The sequence below is a fragment of the Xenorhabdus thailandensis genome, assembly GCF_037996785.1.
Taxonomy (GTDB): domain Bacteria; phylum Pseudomonadota; class Gammaproteobacteria; order Enterobacterales; family Enterobacteriaceae; genus Xenorhabdus; species Xenorhabdus griffiniae.
Genome location: NZ_JBBMXF010000004.1, coordinates 133908 through 155584 on the forward strand (window position 1 = coordinate 133908; position 21677 = coordinate 155584).

17 protein-coding genes are annotated in these 21677 nt (G+C 43.6%); 7 read left to right on the plus strand and 10 right to left on the minus strand.

Going from position 1 to position 21677, the window contains the following annotated elements; genetic code table 11:
• Nucleotides 1-2: 2 nt before the first annotated feature.
• From AAC853_RS01640 to AAC853_RS01665, 6 genes are all read right to left on the minus strand, one after another.
• Nucleotides 3-1475, minus strand: coding sequence for an NAD-dependent succinate-semialdehyde dehydrogenase (locus AAC853_RS01640; protein ID WP_340613487.1), 1473 nt, complete (start codon nt 1473-1475; stop codon nt 3-5).
• Nucleotides 1476-1677: 202 nt separating this feature from the next.
• The gene (locus tag AAC853_RS01645) at nt 1678-2067 is read right to left on the minus strand and encodes a 5-carboxymethyl-2-hydroxymuconate Delta-isomerase (protein WP_340613488.1); all 390 of its coding nucleotides are present in this window, start codon (nt 2065-2067) and stop codon (nt 1678-1680) included.
• 12 nt (nt 2068-2079) lie between these two features.
• Nucleotides 2080-2961, minus strand: coding sequence for a 3,4-dihydroxyphenylacetate 2,3-dioxygenase (gene hpaD, locus AAC853_RS01650; protein ID WP_338883147.1), 882 nt, complete (start codon nt 2959-2961; stop codon nt 2080-2082).
• A gap of 32 nt (nt 2962-2993) precedes the next feature.
• Nucleotides 2994-4460, minus strand: coding sequence for a 5-carboxymethyl-2-hydroxymuconate semialdehyde dehydrogenase (gene hpaE / locus AAC853_RS01655; protein ID WP_340613489.1), 1467 nt, complete (start codon nt 4458-4460; stop codon nt 2994-2996).
• Nucleotides 4457-5221 (minus strand): fumarylacetoacetate hydrolase family protein, encoded by a 765-nt coding sequence (locus AAC853_RS01660; protein ID WP_338883145.1) that lies wholly within the window; start codon nt 5219-5221, stop codon nt 4457-4459. The genes hpaE and AAC853_RS01660 overlap by 4 nt, the downstream gene beginning before the upstream one ends.
• Nucleotides 5218-5850: a fumarylacetoacetate hydrolase family protein gene (locus AAC853_RS01665; protein ID WP_340613490.1), complete on the minus strand. Its 633-nt coding sequence runs from the start codon at nt 5848-5850 to the stop codon at nt 5218-5220. Before AAC853_RS01665 ends, AAC853_RS01660 begins: the two co-directional genes overlap by 4 nt.
• A 387-nt stretch (nt 5851-6237) precedes the next feature.
• On the opposite strand from AAC853_RS01665, the gene hpaR reads away from it, so the two are divergent.
• Entirely contained in the window at nt 6238-6687 is a 450-nt protein-coding gene (gene hpaR, locus AAC853_RS01670) for a homoprotocatechuate degradation operon regulator HpaR (RefSeq protein WP_340613491.1), read from the plus strand.
• 202 nt (nt 6688-6889) lie between these two features.
• Here hpaR and AAC853_RS01675 read toward each other — a convergent pair whose 3' ends face one another.
• On the minus strand, nt 6890-7927 hold the full coding sequence (locus tag AAC853_RS01675) for a zinc-dependent alcohol dehydrogenase family protein (protein ID WP_340613492.1): 1038 nt from the start codon (nt 7925-7927) through the stop codon (nt 6890-6892).
• A gap of 333 nt (nt 7928-8260) precedes the next feature.
• Here AAC853_RS01675 and AAC853_RS01680 point away from each other — a divergent pair, with 333 nt between their 5' ends.
• Nucleotides 8261-9028, plus strand: coding sequence for an SDR family oxidoreductase (locus AAC853_RS01680; protein ID WP_340613493.1), 768 nt, complete (start codon nt 8261-8263; stop codon nt 9026-9028).
• Between the two features lie 98 nt (nt 9029-9126).
• Here AAC853_RS01680 and AAC853_RS01685 read toward each other — a convergent pair whose 3' ends face one another.
• Entirely contained in the window at nt 9127-10788 is a 1662-nt protein-coding gene (locus AAC853_RS01685; protein WP_340613494.1) for a condensation domain-containing protein, read from the minus strand.
• Nucleotides 10789-11395: 607 nt separating this feature from the next.
• A complete protein-coding gene (locus AAC853_RS01690; RefSeq protein WP_340613495.1) occupies nt 11396-12220 on the minus strand; it encodes a MurR/RpiR family transcriptional regulator in 825 nt (274 codons plus the stop codon).
• Nucleotides 12221-12384: 164 nt separating this feature from the next.
• Here AAC853_RS01690 and AAC853_RS01695 point away from each other — a divergent pair, with 164 nt between their 5' ends.
• On the plus strand, nt 12385-13914 hold the full coding sequence (locus AAC853_RS01695; RefSeq protein ID WP_340613496.1) for a CoA-acylating methylmalonate-semialdehyde dehydrogenase: 1530 nt from the start codon (nt 12385-12387) through the stop codon (nt 13912-13914).
• Nucleotides 13915-13936: 22 nt separating this feature from the next.
• The gene (gene iolD / locus AAC853_RS01700; RefSeq protein WP_340613554.1) at nt 13937-15871 is read left to right on the plus strand and encodes a 3D-(3,5/4)-trihydroxycyclohexane-1,2-dione acylhydrolase (decyclizing); all 1935 of its coding nucleotides are present in this window, start codon (nt 13937-13939) and stop codon (nt 15869-15871) included.
• A 258-nt stretch (nt 15872-16129) separates the two neighbouring features.
• Here the strand turns inward: iolD and AAC853_RS01705 are convergent, their stop codons facing one another.
• Nucleotides 16130-17131 carry a serine hydrolase domain-containing protein gene (locus AAC853_RS01705; RefSeq protein ID WP_340613497.1) on the minus strand — a complete coding sequence of 334 codons (1002 nt, stop codon included), beginning with the start codon at nt 17129-17131 and terminating at the stop codon, nt 16130-16132.
• A 278-nt stretch (nt 17132-17409) separates the two neighbouring features.
• On the opposite strand from AAC853_RS01705, the gene iolG reads away from it, so the two are divergent.
• The 3 genes from iolG (at nt 17410) to AAC853_RS01720 (ending at nt 21614) form a co-directional block, all read left to right on the plus strand.
• On the plus strand, nt 17410-18396 hold the full coding sequence (gene iolG / locus AAC853_RS01710) for an inositol 2-dehydrogenase (protein ID WP_340613498.1): 987 nt from the start codon (nt 17410-17412) through the stop codon (nt 18394-18396).
• Between the two features lie 185 nt (nt 18397-18581).
• Nucleotides 18582-20294 carry a solute:sodium symporter family transporter gene (locus tag AAC853_RS01715; RefSeq protein WP_340613499.1) on the plus strand — a complete coding sequence of 571 codons (1713 nt, stop codon included), beginning with the start codon at nt 18582-18584 and terminating at the stop codon, nt 20292-20294.
• A gap of 186 nt (nt 20295-20480) precedes the next feature.
• Nucleotides 20481-21614: a Gfo/Idh/MocA family protein gene (locus tag AAC853_RS01720; RefSeq protein WP_340613500.1), complete on the plus strand. Its 1134-nt coding sequence runs from the start codon at nt 20481-20483 to the stop codon at nt 21612-21614.
• Nucleotides 21615-21677: the final 63 nt, after the last annotated feature.

Sequence of the window (21677 nt, forward strand, 5' to 3'; positions counted from 1 at the left end):
GGTTAAGCTCCTTTCGCTTCCAACCCTCCAAAACAGAGGTATTTCACTTCCAGATAATCCTCAATACCGTAACGTGACCCCTCACGTCCCAGCCCCGATTGTTTAATGCCGCCAAATGGTGCTACTTCATTGGAAATCAAACCTTCATTGATACCTACCATGCCACTTTCCAACGCTTCCGCCACACGGTAAATTCGGCCAATGTCACGGGAATAGAAATAAGCAGCCAGGCCAAATTCAGTGCTGTTAGCAATACGGATAGCCTCTTCTTCATCACGGAATTTGAACAGTGGTGCCAGCGGGCCGAAGGTTTCTTCGTGGGCAACTAACATAGAATCGGTCACATTTGCCAGCACTGTTGGCTCAAAGAACAACCCACCCAGCGCGTGGGATTTTCCTCCTGCCAGCAGGTGCGCACCGTTGGAAACCGCGTCACGGATATGTGTTCGTACTTTTTCTACTGCCGCTTGATTAATCAGTGGACCTTGTTGTGATGAGCTATCAGTGGCTGGCCCAACACGAAGCTGTTTCACCGCGTGTGCCAGACGTTCTGCAAAAGCCTCATAAATGCCTTCCTGTACCAGAATACGGTTGGCACAAACACAGGTTTGCCCGCTATTACGGAATTTCGCCGCCATGGCACCCTCTACCGCAGCATCAAGATCGGCATCATCAAACACAATAAAAGGTGCATTGCCACCCAGTTCGAGGGAGAGTTTTTTCACAGTATCGGCGCTTTGTGCCATTAATAATTTGCCGACCCGCGTAGAGCCGGTGAACGAAAGTTTGCGCACGATGGGGCTTGAGGTCAGTACTTCACCAATCGCTTTGGCATCCATTCCCGTGACAATATTGAAAACGCCGGCTGGAATGCCCGCCTGTTCCGCCAGGACGACTAAAGCCAGTGCAGAAAGGGGGGTTTCAGCAGCAGGTTTCAGGACAACTGTACATCCTGCCGCCAGCGCAGGTGCAACTTTGCGGGTGATCATTGCATTAGGGAAATTCCACGGTGTAATGGCTGCAACGACACCAATCGGTTGTTTGATCGTAGCGAGACGGCGGCCCGGCATTGGGGACGGTAATGTTTCGCCATAAGTGCGTTTGCTTTCTTCTGCGAACCATTCGATAAAACTGGCACCGTAAGCAATTTCCCCCATTGCTTCGGTATGAGATTTACCTTGTTCCGTGCTCAGTATTTTCGCTAAGGCAGTTTGGTTTTCCATCACCAGATGGAACCATTGTTTAAGCCTTTGGCTACGCTGTTTTGCTGTCAATGATCGCCATGCAGGAAGGGCATTCTGGGCAGCTTCAATGGCAGATTGTGTTTCTTTGGTTCCCAGATCACTGACATTAGCAATGACTTTACCATTGGCAGGGTTAATAACTTCAAAAGTTGCTTTATTTTCCGCATCAACCCATTGACCGTTGATATAGGCCTGGTGACGCAGCAAAGTTGTATCCAGATGATCTGTCATAGTTTCCTCTCAATAAATAAAGGCGAATAAATTTAGTGTCCTCCAATTATATCCCTCATCTTGCAAGCCATAACTTTGTTGACCGCGATTTGAAACTTCAAGTTGCAACACGCTATGAAACCTGATTTCTCCCCGCGAAGCAGGGAGAAATCACATGCATCTTGAAGCTAGATTGGTATAGCATTGGAATGCTCTATTGCCGTTACTCTTTTGCTTTAAATAGGCTATGAACGTTATTGGATTTATAATTCAGCACCGGATCAAGTTCTTCCATGGTGAAAGAGAGGCCCAGATAACGCTGTGACATCAATTCACTAAAATGCGCCTTGATTAAGCCAAACAACATTTCTCCAACTTTTTGCCGATCTTCAAGGCTGCGTCCGGCACCAATTTTCAGTGTCATATGAACGAAGGCATAATCTTGCTTACCATCCGCCATTTGCCAGGTATCCAGCCAAATGGCACGGCTACGGATACCGCCCAGCGGAAAAATGCCCGTATCTGCCAGCGCCTGATTCACTTTGGTAAATAATTCCGGCAACCTGGCTTCTTCACGGATATTTTCAGTACACTCAGCGTAAAAATGTGGCACGGTCTTCTCCTGTCAGGCATCAGTTTTGTTTTGATTCACAATATAATCCGGCAGCGGGAAAACCGCGTTAACCTGTCCTGTCCCTGAACTGGCGAACAATTCCGTCAAAAATTCCACCTTGCCGTCATACTTGTCCCATCCAAGCAGCCCTAGCAGCATCACGGTATCATGCATATTGCCTTCTCCTCGACAATATTGCGCATATTCCGGTAACATTTTGCAAAATTCCTCGAACTTGCCTTCTTTCCAAAGCTGCACGACACGGCGATCCATCTGCTCATCGAACTCACGGGTATAGCTGTTCATGCCCTCTTCGGCACGTTGATCGTCAATGAAACTGTGTGACAGCGAACCGCTAGCCAGCACCGCAACCGTACCATCGTATTTCTCAATTGCCCGTAAAATCGCTGCTCCTAGTTTGCGGCTGTCTTCAAACGCATGGACAGTACAAAAGGCCGAAATTGAAATCACCTTGAAATGGCGGTCGCTGTTCATATAACGCATGGGGACCAGCGTGCCATATTCCAGTTTCAGGCTTGGGATCTCGTGTGACTGGGCACGAACACCCATCTGGCGTGCTTCTTGTGCAATCATCCGGCCTAGCTCGGGGTTGCCGTCATACTCATAGGTCATATCGCGGATAAAATGTGGCAATTCATTACTGGTATAGATGCCGGAGAAATGGTCGGAACAGTTAATATGGTAGGCGCTATTAACCAGCCAGTGCGTGTCGAAGACAACAATCGTATCCACACCCATTTCACGGCAGCGCCGGCTGATCTCTTTGTGTCCATCAATAGCGCCTTGGCGGCAACCGTGATGTTTGCCTGGCAATTCAGACAGGTACATAGAAGGGACATGTGTAATTTTCGCTGCTAACGCTAACTTTCCCATAAACCCTCACTTGGAATCAGGATGGCCGTTATTTAAACACCCCAACGAGGTATAGGGTGCTCTCCCATTGAGATACAGACGTTTTTCACTTCAGCAAACACTTCAAAACTGTATTCCCCGCCTTCACGCCCCACACCGGAAGCTTTTATGCCACCAAATGGCTGACGTAGATCGCGAACGTTTTGGGAATTAACGAACACCATGCCGGCCTCAATATGACGTGCCAGACGCAAAACTTTGCTGACATCCTGTGTCCAGATATAAGAAGCAAGGCCATATTCCACATCATTAGCCATGCGTAGCCCATCCTCTTCACTCTTGAATGGCAGCAGACAAGCGACAGGGCCGAAGATTTCTTCCTGTGCTACGCGCATGTGGTTATCCACATCTGCCAGGACAGTAGGACGTAAGAAGTGGCCATTTTTTAGATGGGCAGGTAAATCGGCAGGTTTATCGGGGCCTCCAGCCAGTAGGGTGGCGCCTTCTTCGATCCCTAACCGAATATAATTGGAGACTTTTTCCCAGTGCTGCTGGCTTATCAAGCTGCCAACTTGAGTTTGCGGATCTTGGGGATCACCGACACGTAACCGATTAGCGCGTTCAGCAAAGCGTTTGACGAATTCGGGGTAAATACTTTCTTGGATGAAAATGCGGGAACCTGCCGTACAACGTTCGCCATTAAGGGAGAAAATGGTAAACAGAGCGGCATCCAGTGCGCGTTCAATATCTGCATCCTCAAAAATGAGGACAGGGGATTTTCCGCCTAATTCCATAGAGTATTTTTTCAGTCCGGCATTTTGCATGATCAGGCGACCTGTTGCAGTTCCACCGGTGAAAGAGACTGCACGCACATCATGATGTTTTACCAGTGCATCGCCTGCGGTGTTACCGTAGCCCTGTACCACATTCAATACCCCAGCCGGAATGCCGGCTTCCAACGCCAATTCGCCTAAGCGGTTGGCTGTCAATGGGGAAAGTTCGGACATCTTCAAAACAGCCGTATTTCCCAGAGCCAGGCAAGGCGCAACCTTCCACGTCGCCGTCATAAAAGGCACATTCCATGGGGAAATCAATGCACAAACACCAACAGGCTGGATTAATGTGTAGTTGAGCATTGTGTCATCAACAGGATAAGTGCGCCCATTCATCTGCTGGCAAATTTCTGCGAAAAAATTGAAATTTTGCGAAGCCCGTGGGATCAAGACATTTTGTGTCTGATGGATGGGAAGGCCCGTATCCTTGGTTTCCAGCGCAGAAATACCGGGAACATTTTGGTCGATTAATTCACCCAAACGGCGCATCAAACGAGCGCGTTCTTTCATTGGAGTATTTGCCCATTTTGGGAACGCTTCTTTGGCTGCCGCAACGGCTTGGGCGATCTCTTCCTGCCCGCCTGATGCAACCTCAGCCAACACCTCGCCTGTTGCAGGATTAGTCGTTGTGAAATAGGTTTTGCTGCCGACATTCTTGCCGTTGATCCAATGGTTAATCATGGTCATGACAAACTCTCCTCATATTCTTGCTGGCTGACAATACGATTAACTAAGCGCCCAACACCTTCGACTTCTACGATGACTTCATCCCCAGGAACAACATTGGACAACCCTTTAGGTGTTCCGGTGGCGATCATGTCGCCTGGTTGCAATGTCATAAAATCGCTGAGATAGGTGATTAAGAAAGGAATATCGAAGATCAAATCGGCGGTTGTACCTTGTTGACGGAGTTCACCGTTCACCCATGTTTGCAATGTTAGATTATGCGGATCAGCGATCTGTTGTTTATCTATGATCCACGGACCGATTGGAGTAAGCGTATCGCGGCTTTTTACCCGTAGGTTAGGCCGATAGTAATTTTCCAGATAATCACGAATGGCGTAATCGTTACAAACGGTATAACCCGCAACGTAATTCATGGCCTCTTCTCTGGCAACTTTGTGAGCGGGTTTACCCATCACGACAACCAATTCTGCTTCGTAATGCATATATTCCACATTATCAGGACGGACAGAAACCTGGCGGTGCCCAGTTAAGCTATTGGCTGCTTTGATAAATACCAGGGGTTCTTCTGGGGGCTTAAATTCCAGCTCTGTTGCGTGATCGGCATAATTCAGTCCCAATGCGAACAGCGTTCCGCTGGCAGGGGGAAGCCAAATAACCTCTTCACCACTGACCATATTTCCATCTGGTAAGAAGACATTTTCTTGTTCGTCAACGGTGACATTGAGATCTTGTCCCTGATAATGAATTTTGGCGTATCTCATGCCTGACCTCCTGCCAATACAACCGTATTTTCTAAGTTAGGGAAGCCGTTGGCCTTGATTGTGACTTTATCGGTAGGATGAAGGGTAACGCGCTGGTGGGGCGTTCCCAATAGAATGGCATCACCCTTGTTTAGGGTGGCGAATTCGCACAATGCTGCCAATAATTCAGCTGCTGAACGAATAAGGTCTTGGGTAGACCAGCGATCAACTTCCTGGCCGTTGATTTCAGTGACAATATCGAGTGATGCTACCGAGTTGGCTTTGATCATTTGACCTATCGGACAAAAACCGTCCCGACATTTTGCTTTAATGGCAGGACGATAGAATGATGTTTCAGGCAGGCTAATTTCGTTTGCCAATGCGTAACCAGCAATATACTGTTCGGAATTCTGAACTGAAACTTTGCGTGCTGTTTTTCCAATAAATAGCGCTAGGGTTGCACCGCTCTGTACCGTTTCCCCGACAGGGTGAGGAATAACATCCCCTGAACTAATCACGGTATTACGGGGTTTGATAAACCAAATAGGTGTTTTGGGTGGTGTTTTATAAGGTTCTTTGTTAAATGCCTCATGCCAGAAATTGATCTGGCTGCTATGGTTGAGGGCAACGGCGAAGACAGTGCCTTTCATGAACAGCTCCTTGAAACCTGGATGACGTGTTGCAAGATCACTTATTAATATATTAATAAATCATGTGTGGGCAATCTTCAATATGTTAAATGCATTGTTAATTTTAATTGTGATCTATGTAACAACACTTTATTGTTGATCATTTTTACTACATAAAGATCAGCTTGTTATATTTTTAATCAAGGTCATTTGAGATTAAATTTAACTTTTATTTAACTTTTTGTGGGTGGGATGATTTTATTTATTTGTTAATATTGAAGTCTTTCCCCTTTGTGGATGATTTTGAGCGTGTTAGGCTTTTTGGTGTTCATGTTGTCTATAATAAATAGCATGGGCTTTAAACTTATAGAGAATGACTAGCGATTAACTAAAGAGTCACTTTTACTTATGCATGAATCCTTGACAATTGCATTGCTTCAAGCGAGAGAAACCGCTATGGGTTTTTTTCGACCTATTTTGAAGAGCTATAACTTAACTGAACAGCAATGGCGTATTATTCGTGTACTTGCGAGTAGCCGTTCTATTGATTTTCATGACTTAGCTTGTCTCACTTGTATCTTACGCCCAAGTCTGACAGGCATTTTGACACGTATGGAGCGTGATGGGCTTATCTTCCGCCTGAAGCCTATGAATGATCAGCGTAAGCTGTATGTTTCTTTGACTCCGGCTGGGCAAGAGCTTTATGAGCAAGCAAAAGGACAGATTGCTGAGGGATATAAGGCGATTGAGGACGCTTTTTCTCCAGAAAAATTGGCCCAACTTTTAGGGTTATTGGATGAATTTATTGCTATTGGGAACCTTTCTCAACAAGATTTGGATGAAGAATGCGAACTGTAGCTTGAAGGTTCATTAATGTGTGAATTAGTTAACTCACCAAAAAATCAAGTTTAATACCAGGTACAGTATAAAGGCCGCCGTAATGAATTGCACAAGAGTATTGATGCAGTATATTGCGGCGGCTTTTCTGTATCAGTCGAAACGTATAGCTCATAATTTAGCAGAAAGAGGGAGTCGGATTGCCCTCTTTTTGCTATACCCACTAAGCTGACAAGACAATTTTCAGTGCTTTTTCTTGAGCCGCATTACCAAATATTTCATAAGCGGTTTCTATTTCACTCAATGGATAATGATGAGTGACCAGCTTTTCAGGTGCAATTTTGCCGGATTGAACGCTTTTCAGCAGCATGGGAGTACTGCTTGTGTTTACCAGTCCAGTGGTAATGGTAATGTTTTTGATCCAGAGGCTTTCCAGATGCAGGTCAACAGATTTGCCGTGGACACCAACATTGGCAATGAATCCACCTGCTGCAATGATGTCTTGGCATATTTTGAAGGTCGCAGGGATACCCACACATTCAATAGCCACGTCTACACCAATGCCGTCAGTCAGTTTATTGATAGCTTCTACGACGTTTTGTCTTGCCGGGTTGATAACCGTATTAGCACCAAACTGCCGGGCGACGCTAAGGCGGTTATCATCAGTATCTATCATGATGATATGTGCCGGGGAGTAAAATTGTGATGCCAGTAACGCCGATAGCCCAACTGGCCCAGCACCAATTAAAGCGATAGTCTGGCCTGGTTGGACCTTGCCATTGATAACACCAATTTCAAGGCCAGTTGGCAGAATGTCGCTGAGCATTAATGCTGCTTCTTCATCGACGCCTTCTGGCAGGCGATGCAGGCTATTATCAGCATGGGGAATACGCACTTTTTCTGCCTGTGTACCATCAATTTTGTGTCCCAGGATCCAGCCACCATCTTTACAGTGCGCATAAAGCTGGCGTTTACAATAGTTGCAACTGCCGCAGACGGTGATACAGGAAATGATTACCTTATCACCGACTTTGATATTGCGTACCGATTCCCCAGTTGATTCAACGATCCCAATACCTTCATGGCCCAATATTCGGCCTTGCTCGACAGTAGGAACATCGCCCTTGAGGATATGCAGATCTGTACCACAGATGGTGGTTTTGACGATACGGACGATAGCATCTGTTGGTTCAATGAGTTGGGGTGGAGTCTTTTCTTCCCAGCGTTTTTTTCCGGCTCCATGATAAACAAGTGCTTTCATATAACCCCCTTCACAGGTAATGGTTGTGATTTATGGTGTTAAGAATGACAGTAATCCAGAGCACACGATTGACGTTATCTGTTGCCTAAAGTTTAGCAGATGTAAACATTTTCGATTTTCAGCGTGCTTCCCAGAGTCAGCCGTAAAGTAGAATTTGTTTATTTTTACTTAAATGCGATCTTCTGCAATCAGAGCAATGAGCACAAAATAATAGAACCAGAGGGATAATTCTCAAGTAAGATTGTCTTTCTAGACAGTGAATTATCAATAAATCGAACCGACAAAGTGACGGTTTCTCATCCAGCTTTAATAACTGATATAAGGAAAGCCAACATGAAGTTTAATGAAGTTAATGGATCGAGTGAGTTACAAGGTAAACGCGTGGTGGTAACAGGCGGAGGGCGCGATTTTGGACAAGCGGTCTCTGTTTGGCTGGCACGAGAAGGTGCACATGTTGATCTCTGTGCCCGCCAATTAACCCGTGCTGAAGCAACATGTGAGATTATTCGCCGTGAAGGTGGCATTGCCAGAGGTTATCAATGTGATATGAGTCATGCTCAATCCGTTAACGATTTTGCTACTCAGTTGCTGCAAGATAATCAACCCATCGATATTTTGATCTTAAGTGCGGCTCAATGGCTGGAAGGGTATTTGGGAGAAGGTGATAATGACACCGATATCGTCAATACGGTGAATTCAGGTATAACAGGTTCTATCCTGCTGACCAAAGCGCTATTGCCGAGCTTGCGCCAGTCACAAGGTGCCGATATTGTTGCTATGGTATCGGTTTGTGGTATTCCCCAATTTACCGAATCTGTCGCTCATCCGGCATTCTTTGCCGCCAAACATGCCATGAGTGGCTTTAGTCAGAACTTAGCTCATCATTTAAGCAAAGAAAATATTCGCGTGACCGGACTTTATCCGCCTGACTTTGAACTTAATGGCTTTGATGAAAGTCTGGATAACCAGAAAAAAATGGGGGAGAAATTGCTGAATGGCCGTTCAGTATGGGAAACCATCCGGTTTGTTGTCACTCAACCCCGTAGTTGCCACATTAAAGCTATTTATTTCCAAGGCCCGACTTTTAAGGATTTTGAATAAGTGGTAGTGAATAAACCGTAGTCATGTAGCGTTTGATGCTGTAATAATTTGGCGTGATCCGTAGGTTTGGTTAGCATAATGATCACGCCGTTGCTTTATCAGTTGTTAATTTTACTTGCTTCTTTCAGAAAATCGTAGTTTTTTGCTCCCAGAGATTCCAGCTCTCCATTTGGCAACCAGCGTACTTGCTCGCCAGTGCGATAGAGCCACTTATGCTTGGTATATTGAACAAACGGGTTGGCAATAAGCTGTTTTGCTGCCAATACTGATTGCTCCCAATATTTATTGTCCAATCCTGGCCCAGAGAGATAAAGCTCACCCTTTAACCCCATAGGCACCATTTGTAATCGTTCATTCAACACATAGGCTTGGATATCTGATATTTCAGCAGATTGTGATTGTCCAATTGCCTGTTGATAATGTTTCCGTACCAAATCAAACAATAGAGGATCGGGTTGTTTTGATCTACCGTATTCCAGTAATGTCTGTATCTGAGCAGGCGTTAGTAAAGGAAACTGTAATATTGGCGTTTCGGGATGAGACAAGGCATTAACCAACAATTGCTGGAATTGTTCACCTAACGCTTTGATTTGTTTTGCATGGAAAAGGTTAGGATGATAGCGGATGCGAAAAGCCCAATGACCTTCTTTCAGATGATATTCTAATATCCATTCTGTGACGGCTAAATCGTTATTGAAACGATTACCGTAATGGACCTCACATCCGTCTAATTCCAGATTGAGATCCTTAAAACTGGCCTGATTGATACCGACATTGAACTTATTGATAAGATCGGTGGGTACGGCTTGGAATATAGGCAAACTTGAAAAACGCAAATCAGGCTGAGCCTTCAATGATGCGCTATAGTTTAACGTAGCCTGATAGAGAGAATTAAAACTATCCATCTCACTAAAATGTAGGGAGAAAATAGTCGCATTGATTTGTGCACCGAGCGAAACGGATGCCCCGCCAGCGACTGCAATAGGATAAATAAGATGAACGTCACCAGTTCCAGTATACTGGGCCACTAATGTTGCCCATAACGTTTTAAATACGAGGAACGGTTTACAAGGGGATAAAGATTTTGTGAGACTATTCCAATCTTCCAATGGCAAGTTGAAACGAAATTCATTAGGTAATTCAGGCTCACCTATCGCTTGTTGAGGTAAATAGGGCAATGGATTACTGGTCGTTATTTTTGACAAATATTTGTTCCAGTATTGTTTGGGGTTATATTTGCCCAATAATTGTAAAAGTTGACGATCTTGTTCAAATTTCTCTGATGCTTGTTGCAGCGTCATGGGGGAATGGCGCAGAGGACGTTGGTTGTACAGATCAGCGATATTGTGAAAAAACTCTTCTATACCTTGTCCATCACAGATGATATGGTGCCGTACAATGAACAAGTGAAATTGCTGTTCTGTCTCTTTGATTAAACCAAAACGAACTACTGGCCCTTTTCTGAGGTCAAATGGGCGCAGAGCAAACTGATTCAATTGTTCTTCATTATTAGAAAGGTATGTAAACTCAATATCATCTGAGCCAAATATCCAATATAACTCATCATTTTCTTCTTCAATCCGATATTTGAATAAAGGATAAAGATTAATAAATTCTTGCAGAGTCCATTTTAATCTACTTTCATCTAAATTTCCCTTAATATTCTGTTCTATAACAATATTGTATTTAGGTGAGTGAGGTTCGAGAACCCATGATTTCCAAAAGAAATGAATAAATGGAGAAGCCAAAATCTTGTCCATGTGAATACTCCGCTATGATTATAAATTATATTCAATACAGACTGATAACTGTTTTTAAGCATATTTAGTCCGTATCATTTGTTAAATGAAAAGAACAGTGAATTAAATCTACTCCAATAATGAAATTAATCGTTATCGCAGGAAGTAATTTATTGATATTTAATATTACCGCTTTATGACATTATACATTTTCTTAATTTGATTCTTCTGTCTGGCAAAGAAGGGGATTTTTTTGTCAGTGCATTGATTTATAAAAAACTTATTCATTGATGCAATTTTGCCATTATTAAGTTATACGCATTAAACTTCAAGTTGCAGTTTACAACACTCTATGAAACCTGATTTCTCCCCGCGAAGCGGGGAGAAATCATATACATCTTGAAGTTAGATTGGTATATGTGTTTGAAAAGGATACCTATAGCTCGGAAACGATTAAAGACTATTTTAAGTAAATCAATATCCATAAAATATTAAGAACTAAAATTTTAGTGGCAGTTATTTAATGGCTGTGTTGATCATGGTAGGCGTGATCAATATGCTTTAATCTCATATGATCACGCTGACACTTATTTCCGGTTTTATGAAAACTGTGTTGTCTGCCCCCTTATTATCCCTGCCGATACGCCAGTGCTACCGTTAAAGATTGCACCAAACAGAAGGTGGCAGATTGAGAACGGAAGGCATCAACTTGGGCTTCCTTCACCACAAAGCAAATATCGCTAAAACTTGCGAGTGGGCTAATTTGGCTATCCGTGATGACAATTTGCTTCGCACCCGCCTGTGCCGCTTTTTCACTGACCATCACTGTTTCTTCGGCATACGGCGTAAAGCTGATAGATACCACGACATCTTGAGGGCCAATCATATTCATCTGCTCGTGGAACATCCCCCCTAAGCCATTGATAAGCAGGGGGCGGCATTCCAGATGGCTGAGGGCATAGGCAAAATATGAGGCAACACTGAAAGAGCGGCGCAGGCCGATAATGTGAATATTGTCGGCATTCGCCAGCAAACTCACTGCCTTATCCAAATCCTCTGCGGGAGTACGGGCTGCGAGTTGCTGCATGGCTTGAGCGTTGGAATGAGCAAACTCCTGTAAAATATGCTGAGGATCTTCTGGTATCTGATGATCGTTATCCAGCTCTTTAAACAGCCGTGCCCGATCGGTATAGCTGGCGGTCTCTTCCACCAAATTCAGGCGAAACAGTTGCTTCATTTCATTGAATCCACTGAAATTAAAGGCATTGGCGAAGCGGATCAAAGTGGAAGGTGGAACATTGGCTTCTTTGGCAATAACGGCAACAGTATCAAATGCGACACTATTCGTATTATCCAGTACATATTTTGCAACTTGTTGTAACCGTTTACTTAACTCACCATAACGGGATCGTACTTGTTCTTGAAGTTCATTCAGATTAGACGCAGCAGACATCAGTCCCCCATATGCAAAAATAGCGTGTTGATCACATTAATTGAAGAGCATTTCAAATTCAATTGAAAATGAAATATATATTTCATATATCTGTAGCATCGTGATTAAACGCTTATAGTTCAATCTTAATTAAATTTAGGTCATTGTATTTAGAGAGGCTCAGAATGGAACAGATTAAAAACTTTATTGGCGGGCAACTCGTTGATAGCCAAAGTGATCGCATTTCACTCATTTTCAATCCAGCCACGGGACAGGAGATTCGAAAAGTTGCCCTGAGTACAGTTCATGAGACTGAACATGCCATTGAATCTGCCCATCTGGCCTTTCAGGAATGGTCAAAAATACCCCCATTGAAACGTGCTCGGGTTTTGTTCAAATTCAAATCATTACTTGAAGAAAACCAAGATAGATTGGCAAAGCTGATTTCTGAAGAGCATGGAAAAATTTATTCCGATGCTGTGGGTGAATTAACTCGCGGTCTAGAAGTGGTCGAATTTGCTTGTGGTATCCCGCATCTGCAAAAAGGGGAGCACTCTGCCAATGTAGGAACGGGAGTTGACAGTCACTCCCTGATGCAACCTTTGGGTGTTTGTGCCGGTATCACGCCATTTAATTTTCCTGCCATGGTGCCAATGTGGATGTTTCCTGTCGCGTTGGCGACGGGAAATACCTTTGTCCTGAAACCCTCTGAAAAAGATCCATCTCTTTCAATTGAACTGGCGAAATTATTGCAACAAGCTGGTTTGCCGGATGGCGTGTTTAATGTTGTGCAAGGGGATAAAGAAGCTGTTGATGTGCTGCTGACCGATCCTCGCATTCAGGCTGTGAGTTTTGTCGGTTCAACTCCGATTGCAGAATATGTCTATACCACTGCATCAGCGTACGGGAAACGCTGTCAGGCATTAGGTGGTGCAAAGAACCATAGCGTCTTGATGCCAGATGCAGATATGGACATGGCTGCAAATGCCATCATGGGGGCGGCATTCGGTGCGGCAGGAGAGCGTTGTATGGCATTGTCTGTTGTCGTAGCGGTTGGGGATGAAGTTGCTGATACATTGGTAGAAAAACTCCGGCAACAAATAGCCCAAATGTCAGTTGGTCCTGGTATTAACCGAGAAATAGGCATTACCAATGGGAAAGAAAATGACATGGGGCCAGTGATTTCTCAGCAGCACAGGGAAAAAATTTGTGACTACATTTGCAGTGGAGTAGAGCAGGGAGCAAAATTGCTGGTTGATGGGCGAGAGTATCAGGTAGCAGGCCATGAAAATGGTTATTTCGTGGGACCGACGCTGTTTGATTATGTCACGCCAGAAATGAAAATCTATAAAGAAGAGATTTTCGGCCCTGTGCTTGCCATTGTCCGCGTACCGGATTATGACACTGCATTGAACTTGATTAACCAGCATGAATATGGCAATGGAGCGGCAATATTTACCTGTGATGGCGAAACGGCACGCCAATTCAGTGAAGACGTTCAAGCGGGTATGGTCGGCGTGAATGTTCCTATCCCAGTACCGATGGCATTTCATAGTTTCGGTGGCTGGAAGCGTTCCATTTTTGGGCCGTTGAATGTACATGGTAATGATGGAGTGCGCTTCTATACCCGTATGAAAACCGTCACCAGCCGTTGGCTCGCCAGTGTGCGTTTGGAACATCACGATAGCCATTTTGTGATGCCAACGATGGAGTAGCTATCCTATGAAGAACAGAGCAATAAACACGCAGAAAATGACAATGGCTCAAGCCTTGATCAAATTCCTTAACCAGCAATATATCAATGTTGATGGAGAAGAATACCCTTTTATTCGAGGTGTGCTCACGATATTTGGTCACGGTAATGTGGTAGGTTTAGGGCAGGCATTGGAACAGGAATCGGGACATCTTCGCGTTTATCAGGGCTGTAATGAACAGGGAATGGCACATATTGCGACGGGATTTGCCAAACAGAAAAAACGTCGGCAGATTTTTGCCGTAACCTCTTCTGTCGGGCCTGGGGCGGCCAATATGGTGACGGCTGCTGCAACGGCAACAGCGAACCGTATTCCATTACTATTATTGCCGGGAGATACCTTTGCTTGCCGCCAGCCTGATCCCGTTTTACAGCAGATTGAACAATATGGCGATGGCACCATTAGCACCAATGATTGCTTCCGTCCGGTATCCCGTTATTGGGATCGCATTTCGCGGCCAGAGCAATTGATGACAGCCATGTTGCACGCTATGCGAGTATTAACAGATCCGGCAGATACGGGTGCTGTCACGATCTGCCTTCCGCAAGATGTTCAGGGAGAAGTATGGGATTACCCAGATTACTTCTTCCAGAAACGGGTTCACCAGATTGAACGCCGTCCAGCTTCTCAGGTGCGTATTCAAGAGGCAATTACACTGATTCAGCGGAAGAGAAAGCCGCTGTTGATTTGTGGTGGTGGTGTACGTTACTCCGAAGCTCATGAAGCTTTCCGCCATTTTGCTGAAACCTTCCATATCCCATTTACTGAAACTCAGGCGGGAAAAAGTACGGTTGTGGCTGCCCATCCACTGAATTGCGGCGGCATTGGCACAACGGGTTGTTTGGCAGCGAACCAGCTTGCTAAGGAAGCCGATTTGATTATTGGTGTTGGCACCCGTTTTACCGATTTTACGACGGCCTCAAAATCACTGTTCCAACACCCGGAAGTGGAATTCCTTACCATCAATGTAGCAGAGTTTGACGCCTGCAAACTGGATGCCGTAGGTGTACTGGCAGATGCCAGAGAAGGACTCAATGCCATCACACAGGCACTGTCAAAAACAGAATGGCGTTCAGAGTGGCAACAAGAAATTGTTCAGGCGAAGGCAAATTGGCAACGGGAATTGAAACGATTATTTTTCATTCAATATCAGGCTGGATTTAAGCCGGAGATCGCGGGGCATTTGGATGAAAAATTGGAAGAGTACAGCGAAACGTTGCAAACCAATCTGACTCAAACCCGTGTGCTTGGCTTGATGGATCAGTATTTGGAACCCAACGCTATCATTGTGGGAGCTGCGGGTTCTCTGCCGGGAGATTTACAGCGTGTTTGGCAACCGAAAGTGCCTGATACTTATCACCTTGAATATGGCTATTCCTGTATGGGATATGAAATTGCTGCATCATTGGGGGCAAAACTCGCTTGTCCTGAACAGCCAGTTTACGCAATGGTCGGTGATGGTTCATATTTGATGTTAAACAGTGAATTACAAACGGCTATTCAGGAAAACATTAAGATCACCGTGCTACTGTTTGATAATGCGGGATTTGGTTGCATCAATAACTTACAAATGAGCCAAGGCATGGGAAGTTTTGCCACGGAAAATCGTTATCGTAATCAGCAAAATGGCAGGTTGGACGGCGCTTTGATACCGGTGGATTTTGCCAAGAATGCGGAAAGTTATGGTTGTAAAAGCTATCGGGTGCATGATGAACAACAACTGATCGCAGCATTGCAGGATGCGCAGAAGCAGCCATGTGCGACGCTAATCGATATTAAAGTACTGCCCAAAACCATGACACATGATTATGCATCATGGTGGAGAACAGGAACTGCGCAGCTTGCTGATAATCCAGAAATTGCTGCATCAGCGGAAAAAATCAGGGAATACGTGGAGAAAAAAGCGCGTCAGTATTAGCCGATAACGTAATGGCCTGTTTATTCAGGCCTTATATGTTATTGATTGTTTAAAGAGTTATAAGATTTTTACTTAGTCAGATATGGTATTTTTTCTATGAGTTAATAATATCCTTGAAATAGACCAAATGAATCTATTTTTTGACAAGATTAATTTTAATCTGAATTTCATTTTTTTTGGTTTTTTTGTTAAGTTTAAATCATCTTTTTCATAACTGAACTTGGAAATGTAATTGTTATCTAGGACAGCCACATAATATTATATTTTCTCCTCTAGCCTGGGGAATATAATTTCTTCTAACAAGGAAAATAAACTGTTCCATATGTCAACTTTATTATATTCGCCACTGAAAATAACAATAACAGATTCTAGATCAGGGATAATCAATAATATCTGTCCACCATTGCCAAATGCCGCGTACCAATCATATGTATGACCACTTACAGGGGATTTATATTGATCAATATACCAAAGATAGCCATAATGTTCTGTCCCTGTGAAAAATCGGGGGGTAATAGATTCTTTTATCCATATGGCAGGAACAATGTCATTTCCTGACCATCTGCCTTTATTTAATATCAACTGACCTATCTTCAATAAATCTCTCGCAGTTAGACGTAATCCAGAAGCCGCAGATGCGACGCCATCTATTCCTTTATGCCATTTAAAGTTCGTAATACCTAATTCCTTAAACAATACTTTATTGGCAAATTCAGGCAAAGTGCAATGCGTATATTTTTCTATTATGCGACCTAAGAGAGCAGTACTTCCCCCCGAGTAACACCATGTTTCACCAGCTCTACCTGTCACTGCTTTGGAAAAAATATATCCATATCTATCCTGTGCCAATTCCATACCTATTTCATCATTGCTGATATCATGATAAGAGCAATTTTCATTCCACTCTATGCCCATTGTCATAGTAAGCGCATGTTCTATATTAATATGATCGAAATTAGCATCTTTGCGATATTCGGGGAAGTGCTCAATTATCGAACTTCCTAAATGAGGAACCTGCTGATATTCCATAGCTATGCCATATAAAATAGAGACAATGCTTTTTGTCACTGATCTTATGTCATGTAAGGTATCTTTATTGAAATCTATTTTGCCAATATCTTCACCCCATACCTCGTCACGACCTGAGAAATATTCTTCTGTCAATAATGTTCCTCTTTGGTTAACTAATAACGCATGTATATGTTCAAAAATTTCATTATTTGCAGATAAACTCATTTTTTCTATTAATAAACCTTGCACACATAGCCTTAGAAAATATTTTTATGAAAAATGGCAATCTAACTTTTTTAATTTATTAAAAAATCATATTTACTAAAAAATACTATAATTTACTTAAAATGATAAAGTTTAGAAATAGATTATGAATGAAACTATTGGCAAGGCGCTCTTTGGTGAAAGTTATATGAGCCAGCTCTAAAAAATAAAATTTTCAAATAAAACAAAATTGAAATAAATATTTTATTTGATATGTTTTCATCCACACCAAAAAGCAGATACCAAGGTATCAAGGAGCATTCATGTTCAATATTGCATTATTTGGCGCTGGGCGAATTGGGCAGGTTCACGCTGTTAACATTGCTAACCATAAAGAAACTAACCTCTATTCTGTGATAGATCCACATCTGACAAGTGCTAAGACATTGGCACACCAATATCAGGCTAAAATACAGACCACTGAAGAAGCGATGTCAGATCCTGATGTTCATGGTGTCCTGATTGCATCAGCAACAGATACCCATGCCGATCTGATAGAACTGGCCGCCCGACACAATAAAATGATTTTCTGCGAGAAACCGGTTCACCTTGATCTTGAACGAGTTCATCAGTGTCTTGCGACGGTAAAAGAGTGTCAGGTTCCTCTGTTTGTCGGGTTTAATCGTCGCTACGATCCGCAATTTCGTCGGCTGAAAAACCTGTTTGATGCAGGAACGGTTGGTAAGGCAGAATCCTTACTTATTATCTCCCGTGATCCTTCCCCGCCACCCGCAGAATATGTTCGTGTGTCTGGTGGTATGTTCAGAGACATGACCATTCATGACTTAGATATGGCTCGTTTTATCATTGGTGAAGAGCCATGTGCTATTTATGCCCAGGGCAGCAATCTGGTTGACCCAGCGATCGGTACGGCGGGTGATATCGATACTGCGTTTATTGTCATGCAATTTCCATCGGGGGTAATGGCAACCATCACCAATAGCCGTCGTTCCGGTTATGGTTATGACCAACGGTTGGAACTGCATGGCGAAAAAGGGCTTCTGACTGCCGGAAATATAAAGGAAAACAGTGTGGAATTCTGGGGAGAAAACGGTTGTACCGCCGCGAAACCAGAACATTTCTTTTTGCAACGTTACCGTGACGCATACATCGCGGAATGGAGCCATTTTGTTGATGTCATGGCTGGCAGGGTAATGCCTGAGACAAATGGTATTGATGGAGAACGGGCTTTATATCTCGCAGACAAGGCACTCGAATCCTTGCAAGCCGGTAAGGAAATCAAACTATAACGATTATATTCAATAACAAACATTACTGGAACATTTATTTCATAAAAATCACATATCTGTTCCGGCAGCCATAACTTCGGCAGGCCGTTTTGTACCCAATAGATTTCTGAGGGCGGTGGCAAAGGAAATAATCCTCAGCGGAGGTAACTATATGGCTCTAAACGGTTAATCAGGGGGGAGGGTATATGTTAGCTTTTCTTTCTTTTATTGGCTTTACCTTATTGGTAGCCGGGTTTGCTTATTATAAAACGCACAACAAACACTTAAGTGATTCGACTGAAGGCTATTTTCTTGGCGGGCGTTCCTTGACAGGAATATATATCGGCAGCTCTATGTTGCTCATGAATCTGTCTACAGAACATTTGGTCGGTTTGAATGGGCTGGCGTTAAGGACTGGGTTTATTGTTATGGCCTGGGAAGTGATTGCGGCTTTAACTATTGTCCTATTTGCTATTTATTTCTTGCCGAAATATCTGAAATTAGGTATTTCAACCATCCCAGAATATCTTGAACGCCGGTTTGATAAAAACACGTTGTTAATTACATCAATCCTATTTTTGGCGATGTATGTGATCTCATTATTACCTATCGTTCTGTATACCGGAGCGATTGCTCTGGAAAGTCTGTTTCAGGTTTCCCGGGTTTTTCAGGTCGATAAAACCACGGCACTCTGGATCATGGTTTGGGGAGTGGGAGGATTGGGGGCAATTTACGCAATCTTTGGTGGGATCAAAGCGATTGCAGTGGCCGATACCATTAATGGCGTAGGCTTGATTGTGGGCGGCTTGATGGTAACGGTATTTGCCCTGTTGTATGTGGGAGATGGCAGTGTATGGAAAGGATTAACTGATGTCTATCAGACCCACCCAGAGAAGTTTAATTCCATCGGCAGTGAAGATTCACTTGTTCCATTCTCGACCCTGTTCACAGGACTACTGATTTCCAACATGTTCTTTTGGTGTACTAACCAATCCATTGTGCAGAAATCATTGGGCGCTAAGAATCTGGCGGAAGGGCAAAAAGGCGTAATGTTATGTGCTTTATTTAAGCTCATTATTCCTACCATTATTATTTTACCAGGGATAATTGCATTCCATATTTTTAATGGCCAAATAGACAACCCAGATAATGCCTATCCTGCATTAGTGCAATTGGTATTGCCTAAAGTGTTGGTTGGTTTCTTTGCTGCGGTAGTTGTGGGAGCTGTATTTTCGACATTCAGCGGTGGTCTCAACTCTTCCGTGACATTATTTACCGTCAATATTTACAAGCCACGAATTAACCCGAATGCCACTGAAACACAGGCTGTGACAGTCGGTAAATATTTAGGTATTGGTCTTGCACTGGCAACGATGCTCATTGCCCCATTTGTCGCTAACGCGCCTGATGGCTTGTTCTACCTGATTCAACAGCTACAAGGGATCTTCAATGCTCCGATCCTCAGTGTAGTTCTGGTTGGGCTGATGACAAAACGGGTTCCCCCGATTGCAGCAAAGCTGGGATTGTTGTTTGGTATGTCGGCTTACATCATTTGTCACTTTATCTTGAACTTCAATATTCATTTCTTCCATCTGGTTGGCATTCTGTTTGTCCTGAATATCATTTTCATGTTGACGATTGGGTATTTTTTCCCAGCTGAATCTTATCAGGAAGTGTATACAGAACAGGTGGATATTACCCCTTGGTCGATGGTTAAACCGGCAGGATGCTTAATTACACTGGCTGTTGTCTCCATGTATGTTTTCCTTGCTGAGAACGTGCCGGCTTATGTGATGGCGCTCTACTATCTCTTTGTCGCTAGTATATTGGGCTATGTTTTCTACCAGATAGGCAGGGTGTTATTTAAACGTCCGGTGGTGACGAGCACATCAGAAAAAACAGGGATATCAGAAAAATAAGAGCGCAATTAGCAGAAAAGTCCTTACTGGATCACGATGTCAAATTTATGTTCCCAATTTTATTTAAAATAAATGTTTCTTGTGGAATCAGAAGGAATTGCAATCAATCTCAGTTGGTTAGCTGGAGAACAAAGCTAAGAACCCAGATAGTGAAACCAAAGATTAAAAGCATAGAGGATCAATTGCATGAAAGAGATTCGTATCGGATTAATTGGCACAGGCTATATTGGCCGAACTCATACTATTGCTTATGCCCAGGCGCCTACAGTATTTCCGCTAAAGGGGCGATTGATACGTGAAATGGTTGCTGATGTGACGGCAAAGCAGGCTGGTGAACAGGCAAAAGTCCTTGGATTTAAGCGCTCGACAGGCGACTGGCATGAATTAGTTTCTGATCCGAGAATTGATGTTGTTGATATCTGCACGCCTAATTTTTTGCATAAAGAAATGGCGTTGGAAGCTATCAGGCACGGTAAGCATGTCTATTGTGAAAAACCATTGGCATTGAACTCTTATGATGCAAAACAGATGGTAGAAGCTGCCACTCAAGCAGGAGTTAAGACTCTGGTTGGCTTTAACTACATGAAAAACCCTACAGCACAGTTGGCGAAAGAGATTATTGCCAATGGTGAAATTGGTGAGATTGTGCATTTTTACGGTACTCATAATGAGGACTATATGGCTGATCCTCTTAGCCCAATCCACTGGCACTGTTTTAAAGCACATGCAGGATTGGGAGCCTTGGGAGATTTAGCAGCCCATATTATCAACATGGCGCACTATTTGGTGGGGAATATTGTGACTGTTTGTGGTGATCTGGAAACGGTAGTGAAAATGCGCCCTGAAAAAGCAGGCTCTTCTGTGATGCTCCCGGTTGAAAATGAAGATCAGGCACATGCAATGGTGCGTTTCGATACAGGAGCAATGGGAGTCATTGAAACATCCCGTATCGCGTGTGGCCGCAAAATGGGGTTGAGTTATGTAGTCACAGGCACTAAAGGCACACTGAGTTTTACGCAGGAAAGGATGGCAGAGTTGCAGCTTTATCGTCATGACGAGCCTGCAAATCGCCAGGGATTTAAAACTCTTCTAGTGGGGCCTGAGCATCCCGATTATGCTCCTTTCTGCAATGGTGCAGGGCATGGCATCGGCTTCAATGACCAAAAAACCGTGGAAATTCGAGACCTGATAGATGGTATCGCTTTGGGTAAAGACATATGGCCTGATTTTACTGAAGGCTGGAAAGTTTCACGCATTTTGGACGCTATCTTGTGCTCCCACCAAGAGAAATGCTGGGTTAATGTCACTGAAATTAACTAAAGTCTGGTTTCCGGTAGGCTCAAAGGGGTAACGAAAGCGAACAATATAAGGCGTTCAGCAAAA

Excerpts from the sequence above, each read along its gene's own strand:
- AAC853_RS01660 (WP_338883145.1), bottom strand. The coding sequence starts at position 5,221 with ATGAGATACGCCAAAATTCATTATCAGGGACAAGATCTCAATGTCACC.
- AAC853_RS01680 (WP_340613493.1), top strand. The coding sequence starts at position 8,261 with ATGAAGTTTAATGAAGTTAATGGATCGAGTGAGTTACAAGGTAAACGC.
- AAC853_RS01685 (WP_340613494.1), bottom strand. The coding sequence starts at position 10,788 with ATGGACAAGATTTTGGCTTCTCCATTTATTCATTTCTTTTGGAAATCA.
- AAC853_RS01640 (WP_340613487.1), bottom strand. The coding sequence starts at position 1,475 with ATGACAGATCATCTGGATACAACTTTGCTGCGTCACCAGGCCTATATC.
- AAC853_RS01715 (WP_340613499.1), top strand. The coding sequence starts at position 18,582 with ATGTTAGCTTTTCTTTCTTTTATTGGCTTTACCTTATTGGTAGCCGGG.
- AAC853_RS01675 (WP_340613492.1), bottom strand. The coding sequence starts at position 7,927 with ATGAAAGCACTTGTTTATCATGGAGCCGGAAAAAAACGCTGGGAAGAA.
- AAC853_RS01695 (WP_340613496.1), top strand. The coding sequence starts at position 12,385 with ATGGAACAGATTAAAAACTTTATTGGCGGGCAACTCGTTGATAGCCAA.
- iolG (WP_340613498.1), top strand. The coding sequence starts at position 17,410 with ATGTTCAATATTGCATTATTTGGCGCTGGGCGAATTGGGCAGGTTCAC.
- AAC853_RS01690 (WP_340613495.1), bottom strand. The coding sequence starts at position 12,220 with ATGTCTGCTGCGTCTAATCTGAATGAACTTCAAGAACAAGTACGATCC.
- hpaD (WP_338883147.1), bottom strand. The coding sequence starts at position 2,961 with ATGGGAAAGTTAGCGTTAGCAGCGAAAATTACACATGTCCCTTCTATG.
- AAC853_RS01720 (WP_340613500.1), top strand. The coding sequence starts at position 20,481 with ATGAAAGAGATTCGTATCGGATTAATTGGCACAGGCTATATTGGCCGA.
- AAC853_RS01665 (WP_340613490.1), bottom strand. The coding sequence starts at position 5,850 with ATGAAAGGCACTGTCTTCGCCGTTGCCCTCAACCATAGCAGCCAGATC.
- hpaR (WP_340613491.1), top strand. The coding sequence starts at position 6,238 with ATGCATGAATCCTTGACAATTGCATTGCTTCAAGCGAGAGAAACCGCT.
- hpaE (WP_340613489.1), bottom strand. The coding sequence starts at position 4,460 with ATGACCATGATTAACCATTGGATCAACGGCAAGAATGTCGGCAGCAAA.